At 69.3% G+C, this 24,521-nt stretch carries 18 protein-coding genes; 2 read left to right on the top strand and 16 right to left on the bottom strand.

Annotation, left to right across the window (positions count from 1 at the left end; translation table 11 throughout):
* Window positions 1–36 precede the first annotated feature (36 nt).
* The 13 genes from smpB to DSY14_RS06105 all read right to left on the bottom strand — a co-directional run bounded on the left by smpB (window position 37) and on the right by DSY14_RS06105 (window position 16,816).
* Window positions 37–501, bottom strand: a complete 465-nt coding sequence (smpB, locus tag DSY14_RS06045) for an SsrA-binding protein SmpB (protein ID WP_211715462.1) — start codon at window positions 499–501, stop codon at window positions 37–39.
* A gap of 76 nt (window positions 502–577) precedes the next feature.
* Window positions 578–1,489 carry a permease-like cell division protein FtsX gene (gene ftsX, locus DSY14_RS06050; protein ID WP_211715463.1) on the bottom strand — a complete coding sequence of 304 codons (912 nt, stop codon included), beginning with the start codon at window positions 1,487–1,489 and terminating at the stop codon, window positions 578–580.
* 88 nt (window positions 1,490–1,577) lie between these two features.
* Window positions 1,578–2,267 (bottom strand): cell division ATP-binding protein FtsE, encoded by a 690-nt coding sequence (gene ftsE, locus DSY14_RS06055; protein ID WP_211715464.1) that lies wholly within the window; start codon window positions 2,265–2,267, stop codon window positions 1,578–1,580.
* Between the two features lie 548 nt (window positions 2,268–2,815).
* Window positions 2,816–3,928 (bottom strand): peptide chain release factor 2, encoded by a 1,113-nt coding sequence (gene prfB / locus DSY14_RS06060; protein ID WP_211715465.1) that lies wholly within the window; start codon window positions 3,926–3,928, stop codon window positions 2,816–2,818.
* A gap of 199 nt (window positions 3,929–4,127) precedes the next feature.
* Window positions 4,128–8,999, bottom strand: a complete 4,872-nt coding sequence (locus DSY14_RS06065) for an NAD-glutamate dehydrogenase (protein ID WP_211715466.1) — start codon at window positions 8,997–8,999, stop codon at window positions 4,128–4,130.
* A 527-nt stretch (window positions 9,000–9,526) separates the two neighbouring features.
* Entirely contained in the window at window positions 9,527–10,222 is a 696-nt protein-coding gene (locus tag DSY14_RS06070; protein ID WP_211715467.1) for an HAD family hydrolase, read from the bottom strand.
* Window positions 10,223–10,437: 215 nt separating this feature from the next.
* A complete protein-coding gene (locus DSY14_RS06075) occupies window positions 10,438–10,896 on the bottom strand; it encodes a hypothetical protein (protein WP_211715468.1) in 459 nt (152 codons plus the stop codon).
* A gap of 78 nt (window positions 10,897–10,974) precedes the next feature.
* Window positions 10,975–11,634 carry an HAD family phosphatase gene (locus DSY14_RS06080; RefSeq protein ID WP_211715469.1) on the bottom strand — a complete coding sequence of 220 codons (660 nt, stop codon included), beginning with the start codon at window positions 11,632–11,634 and terminating at the stop codon, window positions 10,975–10,977.
* A 149-nt stretch (window positions 11,635–11,783) separates the two neighbouring features.
* Entirely contained in the window at window positions 11,784–13,451 is a 1,668-nt protein-coding gene (locus DSY14_RS06085) for a glycoside hydrolase family 3 protein (RefSeq protein ID WP_211715470.1), read from the bottom strand.
* 122 nt (window positions 13,452–13,573) lie between these two features.
* Complete coding sequence (locus DSY14_RS06090) at window positions 13,574–14,074, bottom strand: PTS glucose transporter subunit IIA (RefSeq protein ID WP_211715471.1); 501 nt, start codon at window positions 14,072–14,074, stop codon at window positions 13,574–13,576.
* Between the two features lie 97 nt (window positions 14,075–14,171).
* Window positions 14,172–14,408, bottom strand: coding sequence for a glucose PTS transporter subunit EIIB (locus tag DSY14_RS06095; RefSeq protein ID WP_211715472.1), 237 nt, complete (start codon window positions 14,406–14,408; stop codon window positions 14,172–14,174).
* Window positions 14,409–14,549: 141 nt separating this feature from the next.
* The gene (locus tag DSY14_RS06100) at window positions 14,550–16,031 is read right to left on the bottom strand and encodes a PTS transporter subunit EIIC (RefSeq protein WP_211715473.1); all 1,482 of its coding nucleotides are present in this window, start codon (window positions 16,029–16,031) and stop codon (window positions 14,550–14,552) included.
* 47 nt (window positions 16,032–16,078) lie between these two features.
* Window positions 16,079–16,816, bottom strand: coding sequence for a GntR family transcriptional regulator (locus tag DSY14_RS06105; RefSeq protein ID WP_211715474.1), 738 nt, complete (start codon window positions 16,814–16,816; stop codon window positions 16,079–16,081).
* A 249-nt stretch (window positions 16,817–17,065) separates the two neighbouring features.
* On the opposite strand from DSY14_RS06105, the gene DSY14_RS06110 reads away from it, so the two are divergent.
* Window positions 17,066–18,109, top strand: coding sequence for an SIS domain-containing protein (locus DSY14_RS06110; RefSeq protein WP_211715475.1), 1,044 nt, complete (start codon window positions 17,066–17,068; stop codon window positions 18,107–18,109).
* Between the two features lie 191 nt (window positions 18,110–18,300).
* Here DSY14_RS06110 and secA read toward each other — a convergent pair whose 3' ends face one another.
* Window positions 18,301–21,141: a preprotein translocase subunit SecA gene (secA, locus tag DSY14_RS06115; protein ID WP_211715476.1), complete on the bottom strand. Its 2,841-nt coding sequence runs from the start codon at window positions 21,139–21,141 to the stop codon at window positions 18,301–18,303.
* 330 nt (window positions 21,142–21,471) lie between these two features.
* Between secA and DSY14_RS06120 the strand changes: the two genes are divergently transcribed.
* Window positions 21,472–21,990, top strand: a complete 519-nt coding sequence (locus DSY14_RS06120; protein WP_211715477.1) for a hypothetical protein — start codon at window positions 21,472–21,474, stop codon at window positions 21,988–21,990.
* Between the two features lie 156 nt (window positions 21,991–22,146).
* Here DSY14_RS06120 and hpf read toward each other — a convergent pair whose 3' ends face one another.
* The gene (gene hpf / locus DSY14_RS06125) at window positions 22,147–22,818 is read right to left on the bottom strand and encodes a ribosome hibernation-promoting factor, HPF/YfiA family (protein ID WP_211715478.1); all 672 of its coding nucleotides are present in this window, start codon (window positions 22,816–22,818) and stop codon (window positions 22,147–22,149) included.
* An 877-nt stretch (window positions 22,819–23,695) separates the two neighbouring features.
* Complete coding sequence (locus DSY14_RS06130) at window positions 23,696–24,493, bottom strand: ComF family protein (protein WP_211715479.1); 798 nt, start codon at window positions 24,491–24,493, stop codon at window positions 23,696–23,698.
* Between the last annotated feature and the right edge of the window lie 28 nt (window positions 24,494–24,521).

The raw sequence follows: 24,521 nt of genomic DNA on the forward strand, positions 1-24,521 counted from the left end.
GTGTGTTCCTTTCAGGCGCCTCAACGGAAAAGTCCGCTACCGCCGACGGCGAAGCGCGCGCTCCATGTCGCGCTTGGCCTCACGTTCGGCGATGGCGTGGCGCTTGTCGTACTCACGCTTACCGCGCGCCAGAGCGATCTCGACCTTGGCCCGACCGTCGCTGAAGTACAGGGACAGCGGGACCAGCGTGCGCCCGGGCTCCCGGGTCTTGCCGATCAGTCGGGAGATCTGCTCGCGGTGCAGGAGTAGCTTACGTGATCTGCGGGCAGAGTGGTTGGTCCAGGTCCCTTGGGAGTACTCCGGGATGTGCACGGCCTCGAGCCACACCTCGTTGTCGTGGATGTGCGCGAAGCCGTCCACGAGTGAGGCGCGCCCCTCACGGAGGGACTTGACCTCGGTCCCGGTGAGGACCAGACCCGCCTCGTAGGTCTCATCGATGTGGTAGTCGTGTCGCGCCCGACGGTTCTGGGCGATCATCTTCTGGCCGGTTTCCTTGGCCACGGATGTATCCCTTCATGAGTCCGGGGGGCCAGTGGCCCCCCGGTGTCCCGCGCCCGCCCGTCCGGCGGTGGAGCCGTCAGACCTTCAGGTAACGGCGCAGGGTGAGGAACGAGGTCACGGTGCACAAGAGCACACCGAGGATCATCGAGACTCCGATGACGTACAACAGTGAACCGGTACCCAGCGCCACGTCGAACTGGAACCATTCCTCGATCTGGGTGAGCAGCGTGAACCTGGTGGCCACGATGAACCCGGAGGCGATCACACCACCGATGAAACCGGCGATGGCGCCCTCCAAGAGGAACGGCAACTGAATGTAGAAGTTCGACGCACCGACCAGACGCATGATCCCGGTCTCCCGACGCCGGCTGTAGGCCGACAACCGGATCGTGTTACCGATCAGCAGCGCGGCCGCGGCCAACTGCACACCCGCGACGACCAGGGCCGCCCACTTGAGACCGTCGAGCAGCCCGAAGAACTGCTCGAGGACGCGCTGGTCGTTGGAGACGGAGTCGACGCCGTCGGCCCCGTCGACGGCCGCGCGCACCGTGTCGTAGTTGTCAGGGTTGGTCAGCTGCACCCGGTAGTTGTCCGGGATGTCACCTTCCTGGGCCGCCTCGGCGAGCGCCTCGTTGGAGGAGCCGATGCGTTCCTGGAAGTCCTGCCAGGCCTCCGCGGCGGTCAGGTACCGGAAGCTTTCCACCTCGGAGAGCGAGTCCAACTGCTGCTCCAGGGCTGCGCGGTCCTCCTCGGTCGCGGCGCCGTTCTCCTGACACGCCGTGGTCGGCGAGATGTCGTTGCACATGTAGATGGTCAGCGTGATCCGCTGGTCCCAGTAATTGCGCATCTCGGAGACCTGCTGGTTGACCAGCAGACCGGCACCGAACAAGGCGAGGGAGATGGCCACCGTCGTGATGACGGCGATGGTCATCGTCAGGTTGCGACGCAGGCCGATCCACGTCTCGGAGAGAACGAATTGTGCTCGCATGATCTGTTAAAGGTCCATCCTTCGGGGCTTCGCCGTGCCGGTGGTCTCGCGGTCGTCGACCGAGGCCCGGCGACGAACGTGCCAGGGGTCAGTACGCCTGGCCGTAGACGCCACTCATCTGGTCGCGCACTACCAAGCCCTCTTCAAGCTCGATCACACGCTTGCGCATCGAGTCGACGATGGCGGCGTCGTGCGTCGCCATGACGACGGTCGTGCCCGTGCGGTTGATTCGGTCCAGCACCTTCATGATGCCGATGGAGGTCGCCGGGTCGATGTTTCCGGTGGGCTCGTCGGCCAGCAGGATCTGCGGGCGGTTGACGAAGGCGCGGGCGATGGCCACACGCTGCTGCTCACCACCGGAGAGTTCACCGGGCATCCGGCCGGCCTTGCCCTCGAGGCCGACGAGCTCGACGACCTCCGGCACGACCTTCTTGATGAACCGCCGAGGCTTACCGATGACCTCCAGGGCGAAGGCGACGTTCTCGAAGACGTTCTTGTTCGGCAGCAGACGGAAGTCCTGGAAGACACAGCCGATACGGCGGCGCAGGTGCGGGACCTTCCAGTTGGACAGGCGGGCCAGGTCCTTGCCGGCCACGTGCACGCGCCCCTTGTCGGGCTTCTCTTCCTTGAGCACCAGGCGCAAGAACGTCGACTTACCCGAGCCGGAGGGCCCGACCAGGAAGACGAACTCGCTCTTGTCCACGTCGATGGAAACACCGTCGAGCGCGGGGCGCTTCTGAGTCGGGTACTGCTTGGTGACGTTATCGAAGTGGATCACAGGCGCATCACAAGGCTCTCGAAGGTATGGGCACCCGGCGGAGGTGCTCCGCGTGGGATCGTACCGGCCGCATGGCCAACCGACAGTTTAGAGGGGACAGGGGCCCGGATTGTCCAGGTCCCGTCACGCCCAGGAGATCTGTGGAGATCAGTGCACTATCGGACAACAGCCATGATCATATCGGAGGTGTCAACCGATGATAACGTTCACATATAGCAGTTTCGGTAAAACTGCGGAGACGTGGACATCACCTTTGGGATACAACACCCGGTCTCGCCCGCTTCGGCGACCCGCGGTGAGGGTTGCGCGACCGGGCGTGTCACCGGACAGTATGCGGCACCGCGGGGCGTGGATCCAGTCCGTGTGCTCCGGGGCCTCCACCGCGCTTCGGCCCGTCTCCGAGGGCCCGACCGCCGGGCGGGCGCCGTCGGCGCCTTCGGTGGGACGGCTCGTACGCCGCGGTCCCACCTCCGGCACCTCCCCGGGATCCGGCGGGCCGTGCCCGCCGGTGCCCGAACCGCGGACTCCCGCGGTTCGGTGACCGGGCTCTAGTCCTGCTTCTCCTGGCTGCGCATCCAGCGGATCTCCGCGTCGATGAACCCGTCGATCTCGCCGTCCAGCACGGCCGTGGGGTTACCGGTCTCCATGCCGGTGCGCACGTCCTTGACGTTCTGGTACGGGTGCAGGACGTAGTTGCGCATCTGGGTGCCCCAGCTGCTCACCGAGTCACCGCGGATCTCGTCCAGGGCCGCCTGCTCCTCCGCGCGCTTGCGGGCCAACAGCTTGGCCTGGAGCATCGACATCGCGGTCGCCTTGTTCTGGAGCTGCGAACGCTCGTTCTGACAGGAGACGACGATCCCGGACGGCATGTGGGTGATGCGCACCGCCGAGTCGGTGGTGTTGACGCCCTGACCGCCGGGGCCGCTGGAGCGGTACACGTCGATGCGCAGCTCGGTCTCGTCGATCTCGATGTGGTCGCTCTGCTCCACCATCGGGACCACGTCCACACCCGCGAACGACGTCTGTCGCCGGTTCTGGTTGTCGAACGGCGAGATCCGCACCAGACGGTGGGTGCCGTGCTCCCCGCGCAGCGTGCCGTAGGCGAAGGACGCCTTCACCGCGAACGAGGTGGACTTGATGCCGGCCTCCTCCGCGTAGGAGGTCTCGTAGACCTCCGTGGGGTAGCCGTGCCGCTCCGCCCAGCGCAGGTACATGCGCTGGAGCATCTGCGCCCAGTCGGCGGCGTCGACACCACCGGCCTGGGAGTTGATGGTGACGATGGCCTCGCTCTCGTCGTGCGGGCCGTTGAGGAGTGTGCGCACCTCCAGCTCACCGATCTCCTTGCGGAGCTGTTCGAGCTCACGGTCCGCCTCGGCTCGGGTGTCGACGTCGTCCTCGGCCTCGGCGAGCTCGTAGAGCACACCGACGTCGTCGAGACGCTGTCCGATGCCGTTGACCTTGTTGACCATGGACTCCAGGGTGGAGAGCCGACGCGTCACCTTCTGCGCGTTGTCCTGGTCCGACCACAACTCGGGGTCGGCGGACTGCTCGCGCAGTTCGGCGATCTGCGTCTGCATCGCCTCCAGGTCCAACACGGCGGTCACACTCGCCAGGGTCGCCGCGAGTTCCTTGATCTTCTCTGCTGGGTCCAGTTCTGCCACGCCCCCAGTGTAGGACCCCACAGAGTGCGGGCCCCACACCGGACGGTGCGGGGCCCGTCATCGACCGTTCGATCGCAGGGCGTGTTCCGTTCGTGGGACGGTGGCCCGCCGGGGCGCGGGCACCGCCCGCCCCGACCGGCGCTCGGAGCGCGGCCGGGGCCAGGACCACGAACACCGCTCGTGGTCCGACGCACGGGACCTAGTCGATCAGGGCCCGGATCGACCGCAGCGCGACGGACAACGTGGCGAGGTCGAAACGCTCGTTCTCCTGGATCTCGGACAACGTGATCCCGGCCCGTTGCACGGCGGCCTCGTTGTCCTCGGCCCACCCGGCGATGAGTTCGCTGTGCGAGTCGGAGTCGCCCGACTCCAGGACCCGACCGGTCAGGTCGGCGTGCGCGGCGTACAGGTCGTCGCGCAGGGCCGCACGGGCCATGGTCCCCCACCGGTCGTCCCGGGGAAGGTCGATGATCCGCTCACGCCACCAGCTGATGTTGAACCGGTCGGCCAGCTCGAAGTAGAGCGCGGCCACCTCCCCCACCGGACGACCGGTGCGGTGGGCGATCTCCACCAGGTCCAACGTGGAGTAGGCGGGCACCATGACCGCGATGCGCTCGGCGAGCGCGGCGGGCACCCCCAGGGAGACGTACCGGTCGCGGCGCTCCTCGAACGCCTCCCGGTCCCGGCCGCGCAGCAGGTCGACGAGCTGCGGCAGCACCTCTCCCACCCCCTGCGCGAAGAAGCCGATCTCGGTGCTGAGGTCGAACGGGAAGCTGCGGTTGCGCAGCAGCCACCGCGCGGAACGCTCGGCGAGCTTGCGGATCTCCAGCAACAGCACGAGCTGGCTGTCGACGGAGATCTTGTGGTCGAGCTCCTCGATCTCGCCCCACAGACCGCGCAACCCGAGGACCTCCTGGACCACCAGGTAGGCGCGGGCGATGTCGGCGGCGCTGGAACCCAGCTCCTCGTTGAGGCGGAACGCGAAGGTGATGCCGGACCGGTTGACCATCTGGTTGGTCACCTGGTTGACGACGACCTCACGACGCAGCGGGTGCGAGGCCACCTCGGAGGCGAAGCGGTCCGAGCGCAGCGGCGTCGGGAAGTAGTCGGTCAGGGTCGAGGCCAGGTAGGGGTCGTCGGCGAGGTCGGACAGGCCGATCTGGTCCTTGAGGCTGATCTTGGTGTAGGAGAGCAGCGTGGCGAACTCGGGGCCGGTGAGGCCCTTGCCCGCCGCCCGACGCTCGGCGATGGTCTTGTCGGAGGGCAGGTCCTCCTGCTTGCGCTTGAGGACCTTGGTGCGCTCCAGGTGGCGCATGTAGCGACCGTGGACGTGCAGCATCGAGTGGGACTGCCGACGGGCCGCGGCCAGCACCGTGTTCTGGGCGTAGTTGTTGTCCAGGACCAGCGAGGCGACCTCGTCGGTCATGTCGATGAACAGCTGGTCGCGGTCGTCCTGGTCGAGCTTGCCGGCGCGGACCTCGCGATCCAGCATGATCTTGATGTTGACCTCGTGGTCGGAGGTGTCCACACCGGCGGAGTTGTCGATGAAGTCACTGTTGACCCGGCCGCCCTCGCGGGCGAACTCGATCCGGGCGGGCTGGGTCAGACCCAGGTTGCCGCCCTCGCCCACGACCTGGACGCGCAGGTCGGTGGCGTCGACGCGCACCTGGTCGTTGGCCTTGTCCCCGACGTCGGCGTGCGTCTGGGAGCTCGCCTTGACGTAGGTGCCGATGCCGCCGTTCCAGAGCAGGTCCACCGGGGCGGTGAGCACGCGGCGGATGAGTTCGTCCGGCGTGAGCGCGGTGACCTCGGGGTCGATGCCCAGGGCCTCCCGGACCTGCGGGGTGATCGGGACCGACTTGGCCGAGCGCGGGTGGACGCCGCCGCCCTCCGAGATCAGGTCGGTGGAGTAGTCCTCCCAGGTGCTGCGCGGCAGCCGGAACACGCGCTCGCGCTCGACCCAGGAGGTGTGCGGGTCGGGGTCGGGGTCGAGGAACACGTGCCGGTGGTCGAAGGCGGCCACCAGCCTGGTCTGCTTCGACAACAGCATGCCGTTGCCGAACACGTCACCGGACATGTCGCCGACGCCGACGGCGGTGAACGGCTCCTCCTGGACGTTCACGCCCATCTCGCGGAAGTGGTACTTGACCGACTCCCAGGCGCCGCGGGCGGTGATGCCCATGGCCTTGTGGTCGTAGCCGACCGAGCCACCGCTGGCGAAGGCGTCGCCGAGCCAGAAGCCGCGCTCCTTGGAGATGCCGTTGGCGATGTCGGAGAAGGTCGCCGTGCCCTTGTCGGCCGCCACCACCAGGTAGTAGTCGTCGGCGTCGTGCAGAACGGTGCGCTCGGGGTGCACGACCCGTCCGTCGACGAGGTTGTCGGTGACGTCCAGCAGGGCGCTGATGAACTGCTTGTAGCAGGAGACGACCTCGGCCATCACCTCCTCGCGACCGCCGCCGGCGGGCAGGCGCTTGCAGACGAACCCGCCCTTGGCGCCGCTGGGCACGATGACGGAGTTCTTCACCATCTGCGCCTTGACCAGGCCGAGGATCTCGGTGCGGAAGTCCTCGAACCGGTCGGACCAGCGCAGGCCGCCGCGGGCCACGGAGCCGAAGCGCAGGTGGACGCCCTCCACGCGCGGCGAGTAGACGTACATCTCGAACCGGGGCCGCGGGTGGGGCAGGTCCGGGATCTCCTGCGGGTTGAGCTTGAGCGCCAGCCGACCGTCGGATTCGTGCTGGTAGTGGTTGGTGCGCAGGGTGGCGTTGATGACGGCCAGGAACGACCGCAGGATGCGGTCGTGGTCCAGGCTGGCCACGCCCTCCAGCTCGCCCTCGATCTTGCCGACGACGGTGGCGGCGCGCTCGTCGCGTCCCTCGTCGGGCAGGTCGGGGTCGAAGCGGGTCTCGAAGAGCTCCACCAGCAGGTTGGCGATGCCGACGTTGGCGACGAGGACGTCGGCGAAGTAGTCGGGTGTGAAGGTCGAGCCGGTCTGGCGCAGGTACTTGGCGTAGGCCCGCAGGACCGTGAGCTGGCGCCAGTCGAGGCCGGCGCGGACCACGAGCGCGTTGAACCGGTCGGACTCGGCCAGGTGACGCCAGGAGGCGTCGAAGGCCTCCTCGAAGAGCGCGCGCAGGCGGGGGGCCGGCAGTTCGGAGGCCGGGATCTCCCCGAGACCGAACTCGTACACCCAGACCCGTCCCACGTCCTCGGGGTCGAGGGAGTAGGGGCGTTCGTCGACGACCTCGACGCCCAGGTGCTCCAGCACCGGCAGGACCCGGGAGAGCGAGATGGGCTCGCCGATGCTGACCAGGCGGAACCGCCAGCCGGCGTCGTCACCGCCGACCTGACGGAGCGAGGCGGAGAACGCGCCGCCGCGTGCCTCGACCGGGGTGCGCTGGACGAGCTCCTCGATGCGGGCGATGTCCTTGGCGGCGGTGGCGGGGCTGTTGTCGACCTTGTAGGCCTCCGGCAGGCCGACGCCGTACCGCTCCTTGAGCGTGGTGGCCCGGGTCGGGCCGAACTCGTCGACGAGCGCGTCGTCGAAGTCGACGTCCCAGGAGCGGGCCGCCCGGCGGACCTTCTCCTCCAGGGCGACCTGGTCGATGTCGGCGAGGGTGTGCCCGTGTCGGGCGCGGGCGACCAGGTACAGACGGGCCAGCGGGGCGGCGCCGATCATCACGTTGTGGTCCATCGTGGCGCCCTGGAAGGCGTCGGCGAGGACGTCCTGGATGTCGAGACGCACCCGGGTGCTGTACTGGTCGCGCGGCATGTACACGAAGCAGGACATGTACCGGCCGCCGTAGGGGTCGCGGCGCATGAACAGCTTGGTGCCGCGGCGTTCCCGCAGGCGCAGGACGCCCCGCACGATGCTGTAGAGCTCACCGACGGGGATCTGCAGGAGCTCCTCGCGCGGGAAGGTCTCCAGGAGCTCGATGAGGTCCTTGCCGTCGTAGCTGTCGACTTCGAACCCGGCGTGGGCGAGCACCTCGGCCTGCTTGCGGCGCAGGATCGGGATCTGGCCGATGCTGGTGGTGTTGGCCTGGGAGGTGAACAGACCGAGGAAGCGGCGCTCGCCGACGATGTTGCCCTGGTCGTCGAACTTCTTGACGCCGATGTAGTCGAGGTACTTCGGGCGGTGCACGGTGGCCCGGGAGTTGGCCTTGGTGAGCACGAGGATGTACGGCTCGCGGGCCTTGGCGCGGATCTCCGGGGGCAGGGCCGAGAAGCTGGTGGAGGCCGGCGAGTCCATGCGCAGGATGCCCAGACCGGTGCCGGGGTCGGGGCGCAGGGAGTCGTCGCCGTTCTCGTCGGTGACCAGGCTGTACTCGCGGTACCCCATGAAGGTGAAGTGACGGCCGGCGATCCAGCGCAGGAAGTCGATGCTCTCCCCGACCTCGCGGGGGTCGACGCCGCCGGCGACCAGGCGGTCCGGGTGGGCGGAGAGTTCGTCGGCGATCCGGACGACCCGGTCGCTCATCTTGGCGGAGTCCTCGTCCACGTGGCGCACGTCGCCGAGGACGGACTCCAGGACGGTGGTGATCTCCTTGACCCGCTCGGGGTCGCTCTGCCGGTCGATCTCGATGTGCATCCAGGACTCGTCGATGGGCAGCAGGCCCTCGCCGCCGATCTCCGGGTCGATGGCGATCAGGCGGCCGGAGAGGTCACGGCCGACGGTCATCTGGGGGTGGATGATGACGCGCACGCCCGCGCCGAGCTCGGCCAGGGCCATGGTCACGGACGACACGAGGAAGGGCGCGTTGTCGGTGACGATCTCGACGACGCTGGTCTGCTGTTCCCATCCGTCGCGTTCGAGTTCGGGGGTGTGGACGCGGACCTTGGCCCGACCGGGGGCGCGCTCGGAACCGAAGGTCCGGTGGGACTCGGCGGCACCGCAGATCTGGTCGGGGCTGCGGCCGCTGATCTCCTCCGGGTCCGTGTGACGGTAGTAGAGGGGCAGGAAGCGCCGGACGGCGTCGGCGGCCTCGGGACCGAGTCGGTCCCCGGGGTTCCATCGCGAGGCCGCGCTGTCGAGAAGCTTGTGGAGAATGACGTCGGATTGCCCGGACATAGGGATCTCTCACTCCTTTGTGAGCAACGTCGTGCGTACACCGTGAAGAACACCCGGTCATATGACGTGTCCGCCGGACGGACGGCCGGCACGTCGCGGACGTGAACTTCCGTGCTGGGTTGTGACTTCTCGTGAACCCCTCGGACCGCAAGGGATCCACGATCGTGGGTGGTCGGATCGGTACCTGTGCGCACAGGCGAGGTGACGCGAGGCCAGGGAACTCCGTTGTTCCCACCTCAAGGGCACACCGCGGACGGGGCCCGGCCCCACCGTGGTGGGAACCCTGACCAGGCTACTGGTTTTCGTACCTGAGAACAGAACCGACACCGTTACACGGTGGTTACCGCTCATGTGGATCGTATTGCGGGGGTTCGTACCGGCACACGGACAGGGCAAGATCCTTCCGCAGACGGTACCCGCTGTCGTTATGGGGACGTGACACCGGGTCGGCCTCGGAGCGTTCCGAACACGGGCCGAAGCCGAGCGGAGGTTCGAAGAAGCACGGCGGAGCCCCCGAGCGAGCACTCCTAGCCCGTCGTCGCCCGGTGGACGGCGGTCATCACGGCGCGGGGGTCGCTCAGGTCGGGCAGGATGATCTGCGCGCCCGCGTCCCGCAGACGGCTCTCGGTGGCGGAGTCGTTGAGCACCGCGATGGGGGTCGCCCCACCGATCAGCGCGGCGCGCACGTCCGGTTCGGAGCCGGTGATGAACACCGTCTCCTCCTCCGTGTAGGCACGCCCGCCCTCGCCGGCGGCGTGCAGCCGGATGGACTGGATCAGGCTCGCCTTGGGGTAGTTCACCGAGCCGAACCCGCCGACGGCCAGGTTGAGGTAGGTGTCCAGACCGAAGGCCACCAGCTTGGCCGTGGCGTTGGCCCGGGTGCTGCCGCTGACCACCGACTGCACGGTGTCGGGCATGGAGGCCACCGCCGCCAGGGAGGCCGAGGCCCCCGGCATGACCCGCCCCTTGGCCAGCAACTGGTCGCCGCGCGCGGCGAACGTCGCCTCCAGGGTCGCCAGGAAGTCGGCGAGGGTCTCGTTGTCGGGGTCGAAGTCGACGTAGTTGCGGGCGCAGAACTCGAAGAACATCTCCGAGTCGGTGCGGCCCGCCGCCGACGTCAGGTAGACCAGCGGCTCACCGGTGACCTTCTCGAAGGCCTCCGCGTAGGCGGCCCGCATGACCTGACCGACGTCGAGGAGGGTGAGGTCGATGTTCCATAGCACCAGGCGGCTGATGGCTGACTCCTCGGCGTTCGGGGGTTCGGGACGCCTCTATTGTGCCGGATGCGCCGTTCGCGGTGGAAACCGCCGTCCACGGGACCGGCCGGTGCCCGGCGCGCCACCGTGCGGGGGTCGGCCGGGGCCGGGACGGCCGCGACGCCCCCGTGGCCGGCCCTCCTCCCGTCCCGACGGGAGGACGGCACCGCCGGGCCCCGCCCTCACGGGCGGGCGTCCTCGATCAGGTAGCGGATCTCCTGGACGGCGAACCACAGCAGTTCGTGGTCCCCGGCGGCCTCGGACGCGGGGTCGTCCGCCGCCTCGGCGATGTCGGCCGCGGCCCCCTCGTCGTCCACGTGCGCCGACTTCAGCTTCTTGTACGGGATGGCCGCCCGAACGCTCACCCGGGCCACACCGTCACCCTGACGGGCCTCGTGGTCGACGACGTGATCGGGCATCTCCGCGGTCAGGACCACACGCCGACGCGGGGCCCCGGGGTCGGTCCTCAACAGACGCAGGGACTCCTCCGCGGCCGCGTACATGGCGTCGTACTCGGCCTCCTCGGCGTCGTCGCCGGGCCCCGGGTCGGCCGTGAACGCGATCAGGGGTTCGCCCTCCAGGCGCCCCTCGTCGAGGAGGGTCGCGAGTGCGGGGACGGTACTGGGCAGGAAGACGTACATCGAGGCTCCAGGGCGCGGTCGGTTTCCCTACGAGTCTGGCAAAGAACCCGAGGTGACCGGACCCGCGCCCCGTCGGGGTCAGACCGGCTGGCGTTCCTGGTCGGTCTCCGGGGCCCCCAGGAAGTGCGCGAGCGCCGCGCGGGTGCTCGCCACGTCCCGGTGCAGGATGCCCGTCATACCCAGGGATTCCGCCGTGGTGACGTTGTGTTCGAGGTCGTCGATGAAGACGCACTCCTCGGGGGCCAGCCCGAGTCGTTCACAGGTGTGCAGGTAGATGCGTTCCTCGGGTTTGCGCATCCCCACCTCGCCGGAGATGACCACGGTGTCGAAGGTGGCCGCGAAGCGCTCGCGCGGGTAGCCGTTGCCCCAGGAGTTGGACAGAAGCGCGGTGGCGTGCCCGCCCGCGCGCGCGGAGCCGAGCGCGTCGTACATGTCGTGGATCGGCTCGAAACGGGAGAACATCCGCTGGATCAGTCCGACGGCCTCGATCGGTCCACCGTGTGTGGAGCGCAACAGGGCGGCCAGGTCGCGTTCGAACTCGGCCGTGTCGAGTTCGCCGCGTTCCAGGGCGTGCACCGGGTTGTCGACCAGGCGCCCGTCGAAGAAGCCGCTCATGACCTCGTAATAGTGGTCGACGTCGATCCTGTCGTGGCGGAGCCACGCCTGGATGCCGTCGACGAGGGGCGGCGTGAGCACACCGCCCCAGTCGGAGATGACCCCTCGTCGGGTGCCGTTCATCCGATCGCCTCCTCAGGTGAGCCATGGGGTGCACACCCACCCGGTTCCTCGGCGGCCCGAGAGGTCGGGCGGGGAACGGTTCTTCCCGTTCCCCGCCCGCTTCAATCCCGGGCCGGGGAGGAATCACCCGACCGCGTCGCACCGTGGACTCAGTAGCCCAGACCCGTTCCCGATCGGACGTCGGCACCGGGGATGTCCACCGGAAGCTCACCCGACGGGGAGACCTCGCCGGCGATGACCCTGGCCGCGGCCGTACGGGAGACCTCCACGGCCGAGTACAGGGCGAGGTAACCCTCGACCTCGGGGAAGGCCTCCAGGTCGTAGGGGCCGCCCTGGGCCACCACCACGACCGGGGTGCCGGCGCTCTCCCCCGCGTCGACCAGCCCCTGCTGTTCGGTGGAGCCACGGGCCCCCTCGGTGCCCACGACGAGGACCTCCTCGCCGTCGTCCACGACCTCCAGGCCCGCGTCCGTGAGGGCCGGGGCCAGGCCGTCGGCGCCCACCCCCACGACCCGCACCCGGGTGCCCTCGGCGAGCGGCAGGAGTTCGCCCACGTTCTGCACGAGGGTCACCGACGCCTCGGCCACCCTCCGGGCGGCCTCGGCGTGCTCGGGGTCGTCCATGACCGCCGCGGCCGCCGTCGAGTCGACCGGTTCGGCCTCCAGGACACCGCGCTTCTCCTTGAGCGTCAGCACCCGGAGCACCGACGCGTCGATGCGCTCCTCACTGATGCGCCCGTCCTCGACCGCCGCGCGGATCGCGGAGACCGCCGCGCCCGGGTCCGGGGGCATGAGCAACTGGTCGACGCCCGCCTCGATCACGCGGACCGCGATCTCCCCGTCGTCGTGGCGCTGGCGCACGCCCTCCATGTTGAGGGCGTCGGTGGTGACCACACCGTCGTAGCCGAGCTCGTCCCGCAGGATCCCGTCGATGATCACCGGGGAGAGCGTGGCCGGGTCCTCGGAGTCGTCCAGCTGCGGCATGAGCACGTGAGCGGTCATGATCGCGTCGACCCCGGCCTCCACCGCCGCGCGGAACGGCGGCAGGTGCTCGGCCTCCCAGCGGTCCCGCGGCAGGTCGATGACGGGCAGCCCGGTGTGGCTGTCCACGTCGGTGTCGCCGTGTCCGGGGAAGTGTTTGGCCACCGGCACGACACCGTTCTCGGCGTAGGCCGCGGCCTCGGCCAGCACCATGTCCGACACACGGTCCGGATCGGATCCGAAGGAGCGGATACCGATCACCGGGTTGTTCGGATCGGTGTTGACGTCGGCGTCGGGCGCGTAGTTCAGGTTGACGCCCACGGCGGCCAGTTCCGTGGCGGTGGTGGCCGCGCGCAGGGCCGCGAGGTCGGTGTCACCGGTGGCTCCGACCGCCATCGCGTCGGGGAAGTGCGTGCCCACCGGCATGCGCACGACCCGGCCCTGCTCCTGGTCGATACCGAGGAACAGCGGCACCCCCTGGGCCTGTTCGCCCGCCAGTTCCTGGACACCCGCCGACAGCTCGGCGATCTGTTCGGCGTCCTCCAGGTTCGCGTCGAAGTAGATGAGCCCGCCGGGGTGGTAGGCCTCGATCTGGGCGGCGTTGTCCGCCGCCGTGGTGCCCTGGGCCGTGAGCACCATGAGCTGACCGATCTTGTCGTCCAGGTCCATCCCGGCCAGGAGCTCGGGTGCCAGGACGGGCTCGAAGGGCTCGGCCGAGGCGTCCGGTCGCTGTTCGTTCTCTCCGGGCGAGGTACCCACCTCCTCGGGGTTCGTGGTGCATGCGGTGATCACCAGGGCGAGGCCTACGCAGACCGGGGCCAGGGCGTGCGGTTTCATGTGGGGCCTCATCTCCGGCCGATCGCTGGGTGCGGCCGGAGAATACCCTGTCCCGGGGGGTGAGCGTCCTCACCCCACCGTGCGGTGGGCGGGATCGGGCACCGTCGGAACGCGAGGCGAGGTCAGGAACCGACCGGGGCCCAGACGAAGAGCTCGTCCCCGACGGTGACCGCACCGGCGGCGCGGGTGCCCAGGTCGCCGGCGGCCGCGTCGAGCGCCACGACCGGCACCACGGAGGGTTTGCCGAGGGCGGCGACCGACCCCGGCGACCAGTCGATCACCGGGGTGCCCGCCGTGACCTCGGACCCCTCCGCGACGAGGAGGACGAACCCCTCCCCCGCGAGCTGCACGGTGTCGATGCCCAGGTGGACCAGGACACCGCGCCGCTCGTCCGGGGCCATGACCACGAAGGCGTGGGGGTGCAGCTTCACCAGGGTCCCGTCGATGGGGGCGACCGCCTCCTGCCGGGACTCCTGGCCGCCCTCCTGACCGGGCTCGGGGTGCACGGCGACCCCGGGGCCGACCATGCTCTGGGAGAAGACCGGATCGGGCACGGTCTCCAGAGACATCGCCGTTCCGGGGACGGGGGAGAGCACGCGCAGCGCACTGGTGAGGACTGACATGCAGGAGATCTTCCCTGAGGGCGGCACTTAATCCGGAATCACGCCGACCAAAAGGGCCGAAGGGCCCGACTTTCTCGCCGGTCCTCTCGGATCCGCCCTACTCCAGGAGATCCTGGATGTCGTCGGTGAGACTGTCGGCCTCGGGTCCGACCACGACCTGCACGACACGGCCCGAGACCAGTACCCCGTGCGCGCCGGCCGCCTTGAGCGCGTCCTCCCGGACGAGCCCCGGGTCGGCCACCTCCGTGCGCAACCGGGTGATGCACGCCTCGATGTCCTCGATGTTGGCCGCGCCGCCCAATCCGGCGACGATCGCCTCTGCCTTGTCGGCCATGTGCCCTCCGCGCTCTGTTCTCGCGTGCCTCACTGGCACGTCCACGAATCTCAGCCGAGCTTAGAAGGTGGCGCACCGCACACGCCAGGGTCGGAGCCGGGCCGGTGTCTCCGGATGATCCGGGGCACCGGCCCGCGTGGGTCAGTCCGCCGGGTCACGGTCCCTCACGGTGGTCCCGTCGCCCCTGCCCACACCGTCGGAGCGGTCCTCCGCCCCCGCGGCGGCGGGTTCGGCGGCGGGGACGTTCTCCTCGGGATCGCTCTCGCGGCCCGGCGTGGGGAGGTTCAGCCTCGTGATGAGCAGGTAGAAGATCGCGAAGTAGACCACGAAGTACATCAGGCCGAACAACAGCAGGATTCCCAGACCCTGGGTGTTGTCCTTGGTGGCGTTGAGCAACAGGTCGATGAGGCCCGCGGAGAATCCGAAGCCCAATTGCACGTCCAGCGCGTTCAACACCGCCATGGACACACCCGTGAGCACGATGTGCACACCGAACAGCAGCGGGGCCACGAAGATGAACGCGAACTCCACCGGTTCGGTGATACCCGTGACGAACGCGGTCAGCGCCGCCGGGATCATGATGGAACCGATCTGCGCGCGGCGCGCCGGGGAGGCGGCCAGCCACATGGCCAGGGCGGCGCCGGGGAGGCCGAACATCAGCACGGGGAAGAAGCCGGACAGCATGCCCCCGGCGTCGGGGTCCCCGGCGAAGTAGCGGGTGATCTCACCGTTCGAGACGGTACCGTCGTCCGCGGTGTAACCGCCGGAGACGAACCAGATGAACGAGTTGACCACGTGGTGCAGACCCAGCGGCAGCAGGATGCGGTTGATGAGCCCGTAGAGTCCGGCCCCGAGCGCACCGGCACCGATGATGGCCTCGCCGAGGTTCTGGATCCACATGCCGACGATCGGCCAGATCAGACCGAGGGCCACACCCATGACCAGGCCGGCCAGCGCGGTGACGATCGGCACGAAACGACGCCCGCCGAAGAAGCCGAGCCAGGTGGGCAGCTTGATCCGGTGGTAGCGCTGCCACAGCAACGCCGCGATCAGACCCATGGCGATGCCGCCGAGGACGTCGGTGGGGTTCTTGATCGCGTGGTCGATGGCCGGGGCCACCGCGTTGACCGTCGCGGGGTCGGTGAGGGGCTCCCGGGTCACCGGATCGACCGCGAGCGGATAGGACGTGATCTGCGATCCCAGATCGCCCTGGGGGCCGTCGAACGTGAACATCGTCCACGTGGCGACCCGGTCGAAGACCAGGTAGCCGACGACCGCCGCCAGCGCGGTGGAACCGTCGGCGCGTTTGGCGAAGCCGATCGCCACACCGATCGCGAAGAGCAACGGCAGTGCCTGGAAGATCGCGTCGCCAGCGGTGCCCACGGCCCCGGAGACGGGATCCATCCAGGCCATGCCCGGCAACCCGGCCAGACCGTCGGCGCCGAGCAGGTCCGGCTGTCCCAGACGGAGCAGGATCGCGGCGGCCGGCAGGACCGCGATCGGCATCATCAGACTGCGGCCGAGTCGCTGCAGCACGGCCAGCGTGGCGGAACCGCGACCACCCCCGCCGGCGCTGCCGCCGGACGGTGTCGGTGTGGTGCGGGCGGCTGTGGGGTCCGACATGGCGGGGGGCCTTCCTTTACGGACGCGCGCCGAGCGGGCGCGGGACGTCAGTCGCCGTGCCGGCGCGGATCCAACCGGGAGTGCAGCTGGTAGCGGTCGGCACGGTAGGTGGACAGCGCCAGTTCCACGCACTGTCCCTTGGCGAAGCTGCGGCGCTGCATCACCAGCACCGGGCTCCCGGCGGGCAGACCGAGGAGACGGGAGTCGGCCGAGTCGCAGATCCCGGCCTCGATGGTCTGCTCCCCGGAATCCAACAGGATGTCGTACTCGTTTTCCAGGACCTCATAGAGAGATCTCTCGGCGAGGTCGTAGTCCTCCAGGCCCGGCACCATCGCGGCCGGGATGTTGGACCGCTCCACCGCCATCGGTTCGTCGTCGGCGGTGCGCATGCGTTCGATGTGGTGGACGAGGGTGCCGGGGGCGATGTCGAGCATGCGCGCGGTGTGGCCACTGGCCGGGATGACCTGACGGATGAGCTCGCGGGCGCCCGGTTCGAACCCGCGGGCGCGCATGTCCTCGCTGTAGGAGGCCAGGACCAGGGACATCTCGATCTTGGGGCGCGCCACGAAGGTGCCCTTGCCGGGCACACGATAGAGCTTGCCCTCGGCCACCAGCAGATCGATGGTCTGCCGCACCGTCATCCGGGACAACCCGTAGTCGGTGCTGAGCTCACGCTCGGAGGCGATCATGTCGTCCACACTCAGCCCGGTCGAGGTGATCCGGTCCAGCAGCAGGTCACGGAGTTGGACGTACTTGGGGAGCGGGTTGGTGGGGTCGATCGACATGGACGGCCTTCTGTTGGGCGGACGGATCGGCGTGGGAAGACCCTAGCGCGCGGCCGGCCTCGCCATTCGGATTTCTCCTGGCATATCGGATTCCAACTGGTATAGTCCGGACTAGACCACAGCATCGATCCCCTGTCAACGCCCCGCCGGCGATGTCGTGACCGGCGCGGAACCACCGTTTCCCCGGTCTTCGGCGCGGCGCCCGGTGCCCGTTCGGGGCCGCCCGTGCACACCCTGGGAAGGTTGCCCATGACCACCACGACGAGCGTGATGCGAGCGGAGATCGCCGAGCAGCCCGAGGCTCTGCGCCGCACCTTCGCCGAACTCCTCCCCCTGCGCGGGGAGATCGAGGCGCTGGGCCGCAGCACCAGACACGTCCTGTTCATCGCGCGCGGATCCTCCGACAACGCGGCCGTCTACGGCTCCTACCTGCTCCAGGCGCACGCGGGTCGCCTGGCCACCCTCGGTTCGCCGTCCATCGCGACCGCCTACGGCGCCAGGATGGACCTGTCCGACGTGCTGGCGGTGGCCATCTCCCAGTCCGGCAGGACCGAGGAGATCGTCGAGACGATGCGCTGGGCGGCCGACTGCGGGGCCCGGACCGTGGCCGTCACCAACGGCGCCGACTCCCCCCTGGCCACGGAGGCGGACGTCGCCCTGGTGACCCGGGCCGGGAACGAGGTGGCGGTGCCCGCCACCAAGACCTACAACACCCAGTTGGCCGCGCTCGCGGTGCTGGCTCTGGGGCTGGGCGCGAACCTGGACGCCGGGGAGTTGGACTTGGTGCCCCAGGGCATCGAGGAGACCCTCGCCGCGCCCGGTGACGCGCTGGAGGAGATCGTCGAACGGATGGTCGCGGTGCAGGGCGCCGTGATCTCCGGCCGCGGGATGGCCTTCTCCACCGCGTTGGAGACCGCCCTGAAGCTCAAGGAGGCCTGCTACCTGCACGCCATGGGGCTGTCCTACGCCGACCTGCTGCACGGCCCCATCGCCGTCGTGGACCCGCGCACCCCGGCTCTGCTGGTGGCCTCCCCCACCGGCCCGACGGTGCAGGGCACCGTCGCCCTCGCCGAACGCGCCCGGTCCGCCGGCGCCCCGGTGTTCGGGTTCGGCGGTGGTGCGGCCCTGGCCGAGGCGAGCGACCTGTCGGTGCCGGCCCCGAACGTGCCCGAGTGGGTCTCTCCGATGAACCTCATCGTCCCGGCGCAGCTGCTCACCGAGCGCCTCGCCCGCCGTCTGGGCTACGACCCCGACGTCCCACGGGGCCTCAACAAGGTCACACAGACCTCCTGACCCGACCCGGCGGGCTCGCCCCCACGGAACGGCCCGGTGCGCGCCCGTCGCCACCGGGCCGCCGCGTGTTCGGGAACCCACCGCGCAGGGTCCTCGCCCACCGACGGGGCGACGCACATCCATGGACGCGCGTGGGCGCGGCCCCCTCGGGAGCCGCGCCCACGCGCGTCGGTGTCACTCGGACCGTACGGCTACTTGGCCGAGGGGTCCCCGTGGCACTTCTTGAACTTCTTCCCGGAGCCGCACGGGCAGGGCGCGTTGCGCGCGGTGCCGGCGAACTCGTCGTTGGCCTCGCTGTGCCGCTCGACCGTGCCGTCCTCGCTGGGCGCCGAGTACTGGAGCCGGCTCGGCCGGTCCTCGCCGAAGCCCGGCACCACGACGTCCTCGGCCGGGGCCTCGGTGTCGGGGGCCGCCGCGTCGGCGGCGTCCTCGTCCTCCTCGACCGCGGTCGCGACGGCGGTCGCGCCCGTGGCGCCGCCGACCGTCGCGGCGGTCTGCGCGGCGGCGGTGGCGGTGAGGCTCGGCTCGGCCTTCTTCTGCACCTGGACCTCGACGTTGAAGAGGAAGCCGACCGACTCCTCCTTGATGGCCTCCAGCATCTGCTGGAACATGTCGAAGCCCTCGCGCTGGAACTCGATCAGCGGGTTGCGCTGAGCCATCGCGCGCAGGCCGATGCCCTCCTGGAGATAGTCCATCTCGTAGAGGTGCTCACGCCACTTGCGGTCCATCACCTGGAGGATGACCCGGCGCTCGACCTCGCGCATGGCCTCCTCGCCCAGCTCCGCCTCGCGGGTCTCGTAGGCGCTCTTGGCGTCCTCCACGATGCTGTCGGCGATGAGTTCGGAGGTCAGCGTGTGGACGTCGCCGTTCTGCTCGATGAACTCGTCGACGGTGAAGCTGATCGGGTAGACCTGCTTGGACGCCCGCCAGAGCTTGTCGAGGTCCCAGTCGTCGGCCTCGCCGCGGGCGGTCTCCTCGGTGACGTAGCCGCGGAGCACCTCCTCCAGCATCTCGATGACCTGCTCGCGCAGGTCCTGGCCCTCCAGGACCTTGCGGCGCTCGGAGTAGATCACCTTGCGCTGGCGGTTGAGGACCTCGTCGTACTTGAGGACGTTCTTACGGATCTCGAAGTTCTGCGTCTCGACCTGGCCCTGGGCGGAGGCGATCGCCTTGCTCACCATGCCGGACTCGATCGGCTGGTCGTCCGGGATGTTCAGCTGGTTCATGAACACCTCCAGACGGCTGGAGTTGAACAGACGCAGCAGGTCGTCCTGGAGCGACAGGTAGAAGCGGGACACACCCGGGTCACCCTGACGGCCGGAACGACCGCGGAGCTGGTTGTCGATCCGGCGCGACTCGTGGCGCTCGGTACCGAGCACGTACAGACCGCCGGCCTCGACGACCTTCTCGTGCTCGGCCTCGAACTCGGCCTTGGCCTTCTCCAGCGCGTCGGGCCAGGCGGCCTCGTACTCCTCCGGGGTCTCCAGCGGGCTCAGGCCGCGGTTCTGGAGCTCCTCGTCGGCGAGGAAGTCGGGGTTGCCGCCGAGCATGATGTCGGTACCGCGACCGGCCATGTTGGTGGCGACGGTGACGCCGGCGAGCTTGCCGGCCCGAGCGATGATCGACGCCTCACGCGCGTGGTTCTTGGCGTTGAGGACCTCGTGCGGGACACCCTCGCGCTTGAGCATCCGGGACAGCAGCTCGGACTTCTCGACGCTGGTCGTACCGACCAGGACGGGCTGACCGGCCTCGTGACGCTCGGCGATGTCCTCGGCCAGGGCCTGGAACTTGGCGTCCTCGTGCTTGTAGACGACGTCCTTGACGTCCTCGCGGACCATCGGCTTGTTGGTGGGGATGGGCACCACACCGACGTTGTAGGTCTGGGTGAACTCCGCCGCCTCGGTCTGGGCGGTACCGGTCATGCCGGCGAGCTTCTCGTAGAGGCGGAAGTAGTTCTGGAGCGTGACCTTGGCGAGAGTCTGGTTCTCGTCCTTGATCTTGACGCGCTCCTTGGCCTCGATGGCCTGGTGCATGCCCTCGTTGTAGCGGCGACCGGCGAGGACGCGTCCGGTGAACTCGTCGACGATGAGGACCTCACCGTCCTTGACGATGTACTCCTTGTCCTTGCGGTACAGCTCCTTGGCCTTGAGGGAGTTGTTGAGGAAGCTGATCAGCGGGGTGTTGACGGCCTCGTAGAGGTTGTCGATCCCCAGCCAGTCCTCGACCTTGGCCACACCGGACTCGGTGATGCCGACGGTGCGCTTCTTCTCGTCGACCTCGTAGTCCTCGTCCTTCTTCAGACGAGGGGCGATCTTCGCGAACTCGGCGTACCACCGGGAGTTCTGCTCGGAGGGTCCGCTGATGATGAGCGGGGTGCGCGCCTCGTCGATGAGGATGGAGTCGACCTCGTCGACCAGGGCGAAGTAGTGCTCCCGCTGGACGGTGTCCTTGAGGGACAGCGCCATGTTGTCGCGCAGGTAGTCGAAACCGAACTCGTTGTTGGTCCCGTAGGTGATGTCGGCCTGGTAGGCCTGACGCCGCGCGGCGGCGCTCATGTTGGGACCCACCACGTCGACCTCGAGGCCGAGGAACTGGTAGACGCGGCCCATGTTCTGGGCGTCGCGTCGGGCCAGGTAGTCGTTGGTGGTGATGACGTGCACGCCCTTGCCCGCGAGGGCGTTGAGGTACACCGCGAGGGTCCCGGTCAGGGTCTTGCCCTCACCGGTCTTCATCTCGGCGATGTTGCCCAGGTGCAGTGCCGCACCACCCATGAGCTGTACGTCGAAGTGGCGCTGTCCCAGGGTGCGCTTGGCCGCCTCGCGGACGGTCGCGAAGGCCTCCGGGAGGAGGTCGTCCAGGGATTCGCCGTCTTGGTGGCGTTCCTTGTACTCCTGGGTCAGGGCGCGCAGCTCATCGTCGGTCAGATCGACGAAGTCGTCCTCGAGAAGGTTGACCTGTTCCTTGTACTTCTTGAGCCGGCGCAGGATCTTACCTTCACCCGCGCGCAGGAGCTTGTCGAGTATGCCTGGCACTTCCTATGCGCTCCTCGCAGATCGCGGTCGGCTCCACCCGCGGTGGAGAGTCAGATCTAGGCCCGCTGACCGCACGTGTTCGTGTCTGAGGTCAGGGGGAGAATCCTGGGTCCTCGGGCCTACATCCTAGAGGACCACGGCCGACTTCCCGTCCTCCCGACAAACGCACGGCACGGGGGTGAATGTTCCCGCCCTTTTCATACTGTTCGTGAAGACTTGCGCATTTCTTCGGGTAGTGCAATGGGTGAGGGACGTTTCCGACGGTGATCGGCGCGAACGCGAACTCCGCGGCGGCGTCCGTATCCGGCGCAACACGACCAGGGGGCCACCATGGGTTGGCACAGAGGACGTGACCGGGCCTCGACCGAGGCGACCGACGAGGAGAGCCGCCCGCTGTCACCGCACACACCCGCAGAGGTGATCGAGTCGGCGGTGGAAAGGGTGCACAGGACGTTCCCCCGTCCCGCCGAGGAGATGGACCCGGCGTTGGCCTGGGAACGGCATCATCCGAGTTCCGAAGAACAGAATCGCCTCGGGCGTATTCGGGGATTCCAACGCCAGGGCGGCACCCTGGCGCCCAGCAAAGGCCACCGGGGCAGCGCGGCCTCCTGGGTGAGCGTCGCCCTGGCCGTCGCGGGGTTCGCCCTGGGCGGCCTGGGGATCGCCCTGGGCGGGGCCCTGTGGCCGCTGGTGGTCGGCGGGGTCCTGATGCTCGCGGCCGTCGTCGTGGGGGTGTACTGCGACATCCTCAGCGACGTGGTGCTCGACCCGCCGCGGACCGAGCCCGAGGAACCGCACCAGACACCGTTGCACCGCATCAAGCAGGCGCGTGAGGCCGGGGAGACCTGACCGAAGCCGCGGGCCCGCCCGGGAGCGGCGTCGGGCGGGCCGGGAACACGGCGGTCGGGGCGGACCCGATCGCCGCCGGGAACAGCGAGACGGCGGGCCCGGTCGGGTGTGACTCTCTCCCGACGCCCCGACCCGGGGCGTCGGGATGGGGAACCTCTAGTCGACCAGCCTGAGGACGCCGTAGTCGAAGCCCTTACGGCGGTAGACGACGCTCGGGGTGTCCTTGACCTCGTCGTGGAAGAGGTAGAAGTCGTGGCCGACGAGTTCCATCTCCATCAGCGCCTGGTCGATGCTCATCGGCTTGGCCCGGTGGAACTTCTCCCGCACGATGACGGGAACCTCCCCCTGGGTGTCGAGTTCGACGAACTCGTCGGAGAAACGACCGTCGAGCTCGACGCCGTCGATCTCCTCGTCCCCACTGCGTTGCGCGGGGGGTGCCGCGTTGTCGGTCGGGGTGGGTGAGGGCAGGTCTCCGGGGAGGTCGGCGGTGGCTGCCGCCACGGAGACGGGAGTGCGGTTGCCGCGGTGCACCTTGCGTCGGTCCGCGGACTTGCGGAGACGCGCTTCGATCTTGTCGATGGCCAGGTCGAGGGCGCCGTGCCGGTCCACCGACGCGGCCTCGCTCCTGATCACCGGTCCGTCCGAGTGGATGGTCAGTTCAACCCGCTCGCGGACGTCGGCGAGCTTGGGGTTGCGCTCCTGGGACACCTCCACATCGACGCTCATGCCCTTGCGCTCCCACTTGGAGAGCCGGTCGAGCTTCGTCTCGACGTGTTCCCGGAACTTCTCACTCACACCGGTGCGTCGACCCTTGACGATGATGTCCATAGGACCCCCTTCATCGCGTGGCCGTCGTGAAGGCGACGGCCAGGCTGGCTCTGCTCCCTCCCTGGGCGGGGAGGGGTGTGGCGCGTTCGCCCCCTTCCGTCGGTGGCGCGAACCGGAGTCCGGCCCGCTTGGAAGTGCGTATACCCATCCGGGAGGGTGTCATCACCCGACCCGTACACATGATTGCCCAGGGCAGGTGAACTGCGAATAAGGGCTTTCTCCCGATTTGGGACAAGTCAGGGCAAGATCGCCGAGAGCGGGCAGGAAGACCCGCCGGGAGCAGGGGGGCGCGACGTTCGCGAAGGTGGTCTCGTGGGGACGACGGGCGCGGGCACGGGCGAGAACGCCATGGCGGGCGGCGCCGTGAGCGTCGGGGTCGTGGCAGGGTGCGGGCGCGGCGCCGTGGAGGTGGGCACCCGGCCCGGGAAGGGAACGGCGAGGGATCCGCGTCCACGGGGTGTCCACCCCGGAAACGTCGGACCCCCGCGCGTCGGCATGCCACCCGTCCGGCCGACCTGGTCTTCGTCCCCACATCCGCCTGCTGAGAGTGTCGCCGCTCTTGAACGCGACTACTGCTCTTCTCCCTGTCATGAGGGACATCGGGACCCTCCGCGGGGCAGGACTTACCTCTAAGGCGCACCGTGATCGGTCGACGAAAAGTCGCCTTACGTGGGCCGTTTCGCCTGCGCCTGGCATCGGCTTGCCGGTGGAGCTCTCCGGTGTTCCCGGAGGCTTCGATGTTCCGGCGCAACCACGGACCCGGACGGGTGCCATACCTGGACCGTAACCTGTCCGGGGCCGTATGTCAGGTGGGGAACCGGCCCACGAGCCGCCGAACGATCCCGCAAAGCCTTACAGAAAGGCATCTTTCGCCTGTTCAGGGGCGTTTGTAAAACCTTCTCCGCGGGGTGACACCGATGCCCGAAGTCGTCGTCGGCCGACCCCGTTCCGCCACCACCACCGCGCCGACGACCCGGGCCCCCTCCGCGCGCAGCGCACGGGCGGCCTCGGCGAGTGTCGCCCCGGTCGTGAGCACGTCGTCCACGATCACCACCGGACGTCCGGCCGGGTCGACGGGCCCGGCGTGGCCGGCGTGGCTCCGGGGCCACGCCAGGAACACCCCCGCCCGATTGTCCAGACGCGACGCCCGGTCCAGCCCCACCTGGCGCGCGGCCGGGCGCCGGTAGCGCAGGACCGGTGCCGTGCCGGCCGTGCCCGCGGGGCCCAGGTACCGGGCGCACTCACGCGCCAGCCGCGCCACCCGCCCCCGTCCCGGCGCGGTGCCCCACCGTCCGGGGACCGGCACCAACAGGACGTCGTGTCCGGCCCGCCCCGACGCGCGCACGGTTCTCGCCAACCGCTCGCCCAGGGCGGCGGCCAGCCGACCGTCCCCGTGTTCCTTGTAGGCGAGCAGGACCCGACGTTCGCGGCCGGCGTGTCCACCCGCCGCCCAGGTCGGTGGGCAGCCCCTCCGTGGCGCGCAGGGGCGCGGACCACGGTCCAGGAGCGTCCGGCAGGCGGCGCAGAGCGGCCCGTGAGGGCCCTCGCAGCCCGCGCAGCGCTGCGGCAGCAGGAGGTCGAGGACGGCGGTGAGAAGGGCCGACAGAGCACGTGCGAGCACGAGTGTCCGCCCCTGGAGCCGCCGCCCCGGCGAGGGCGTGGTGCTCTGGTCCATCTCCCCAGGATCCGGGAGCGGAGGCGGG

It is taken from the genome of Nocardiopsis sp. MG754419, assembly GCF_018207095.1.
In the GTDB taxonomy this organism is placed as follows: Bacteria; Actinomycetota; Actinomycetes; order Streptosporangiales; family Streptosporangiaceae; genus Nocardiopsis.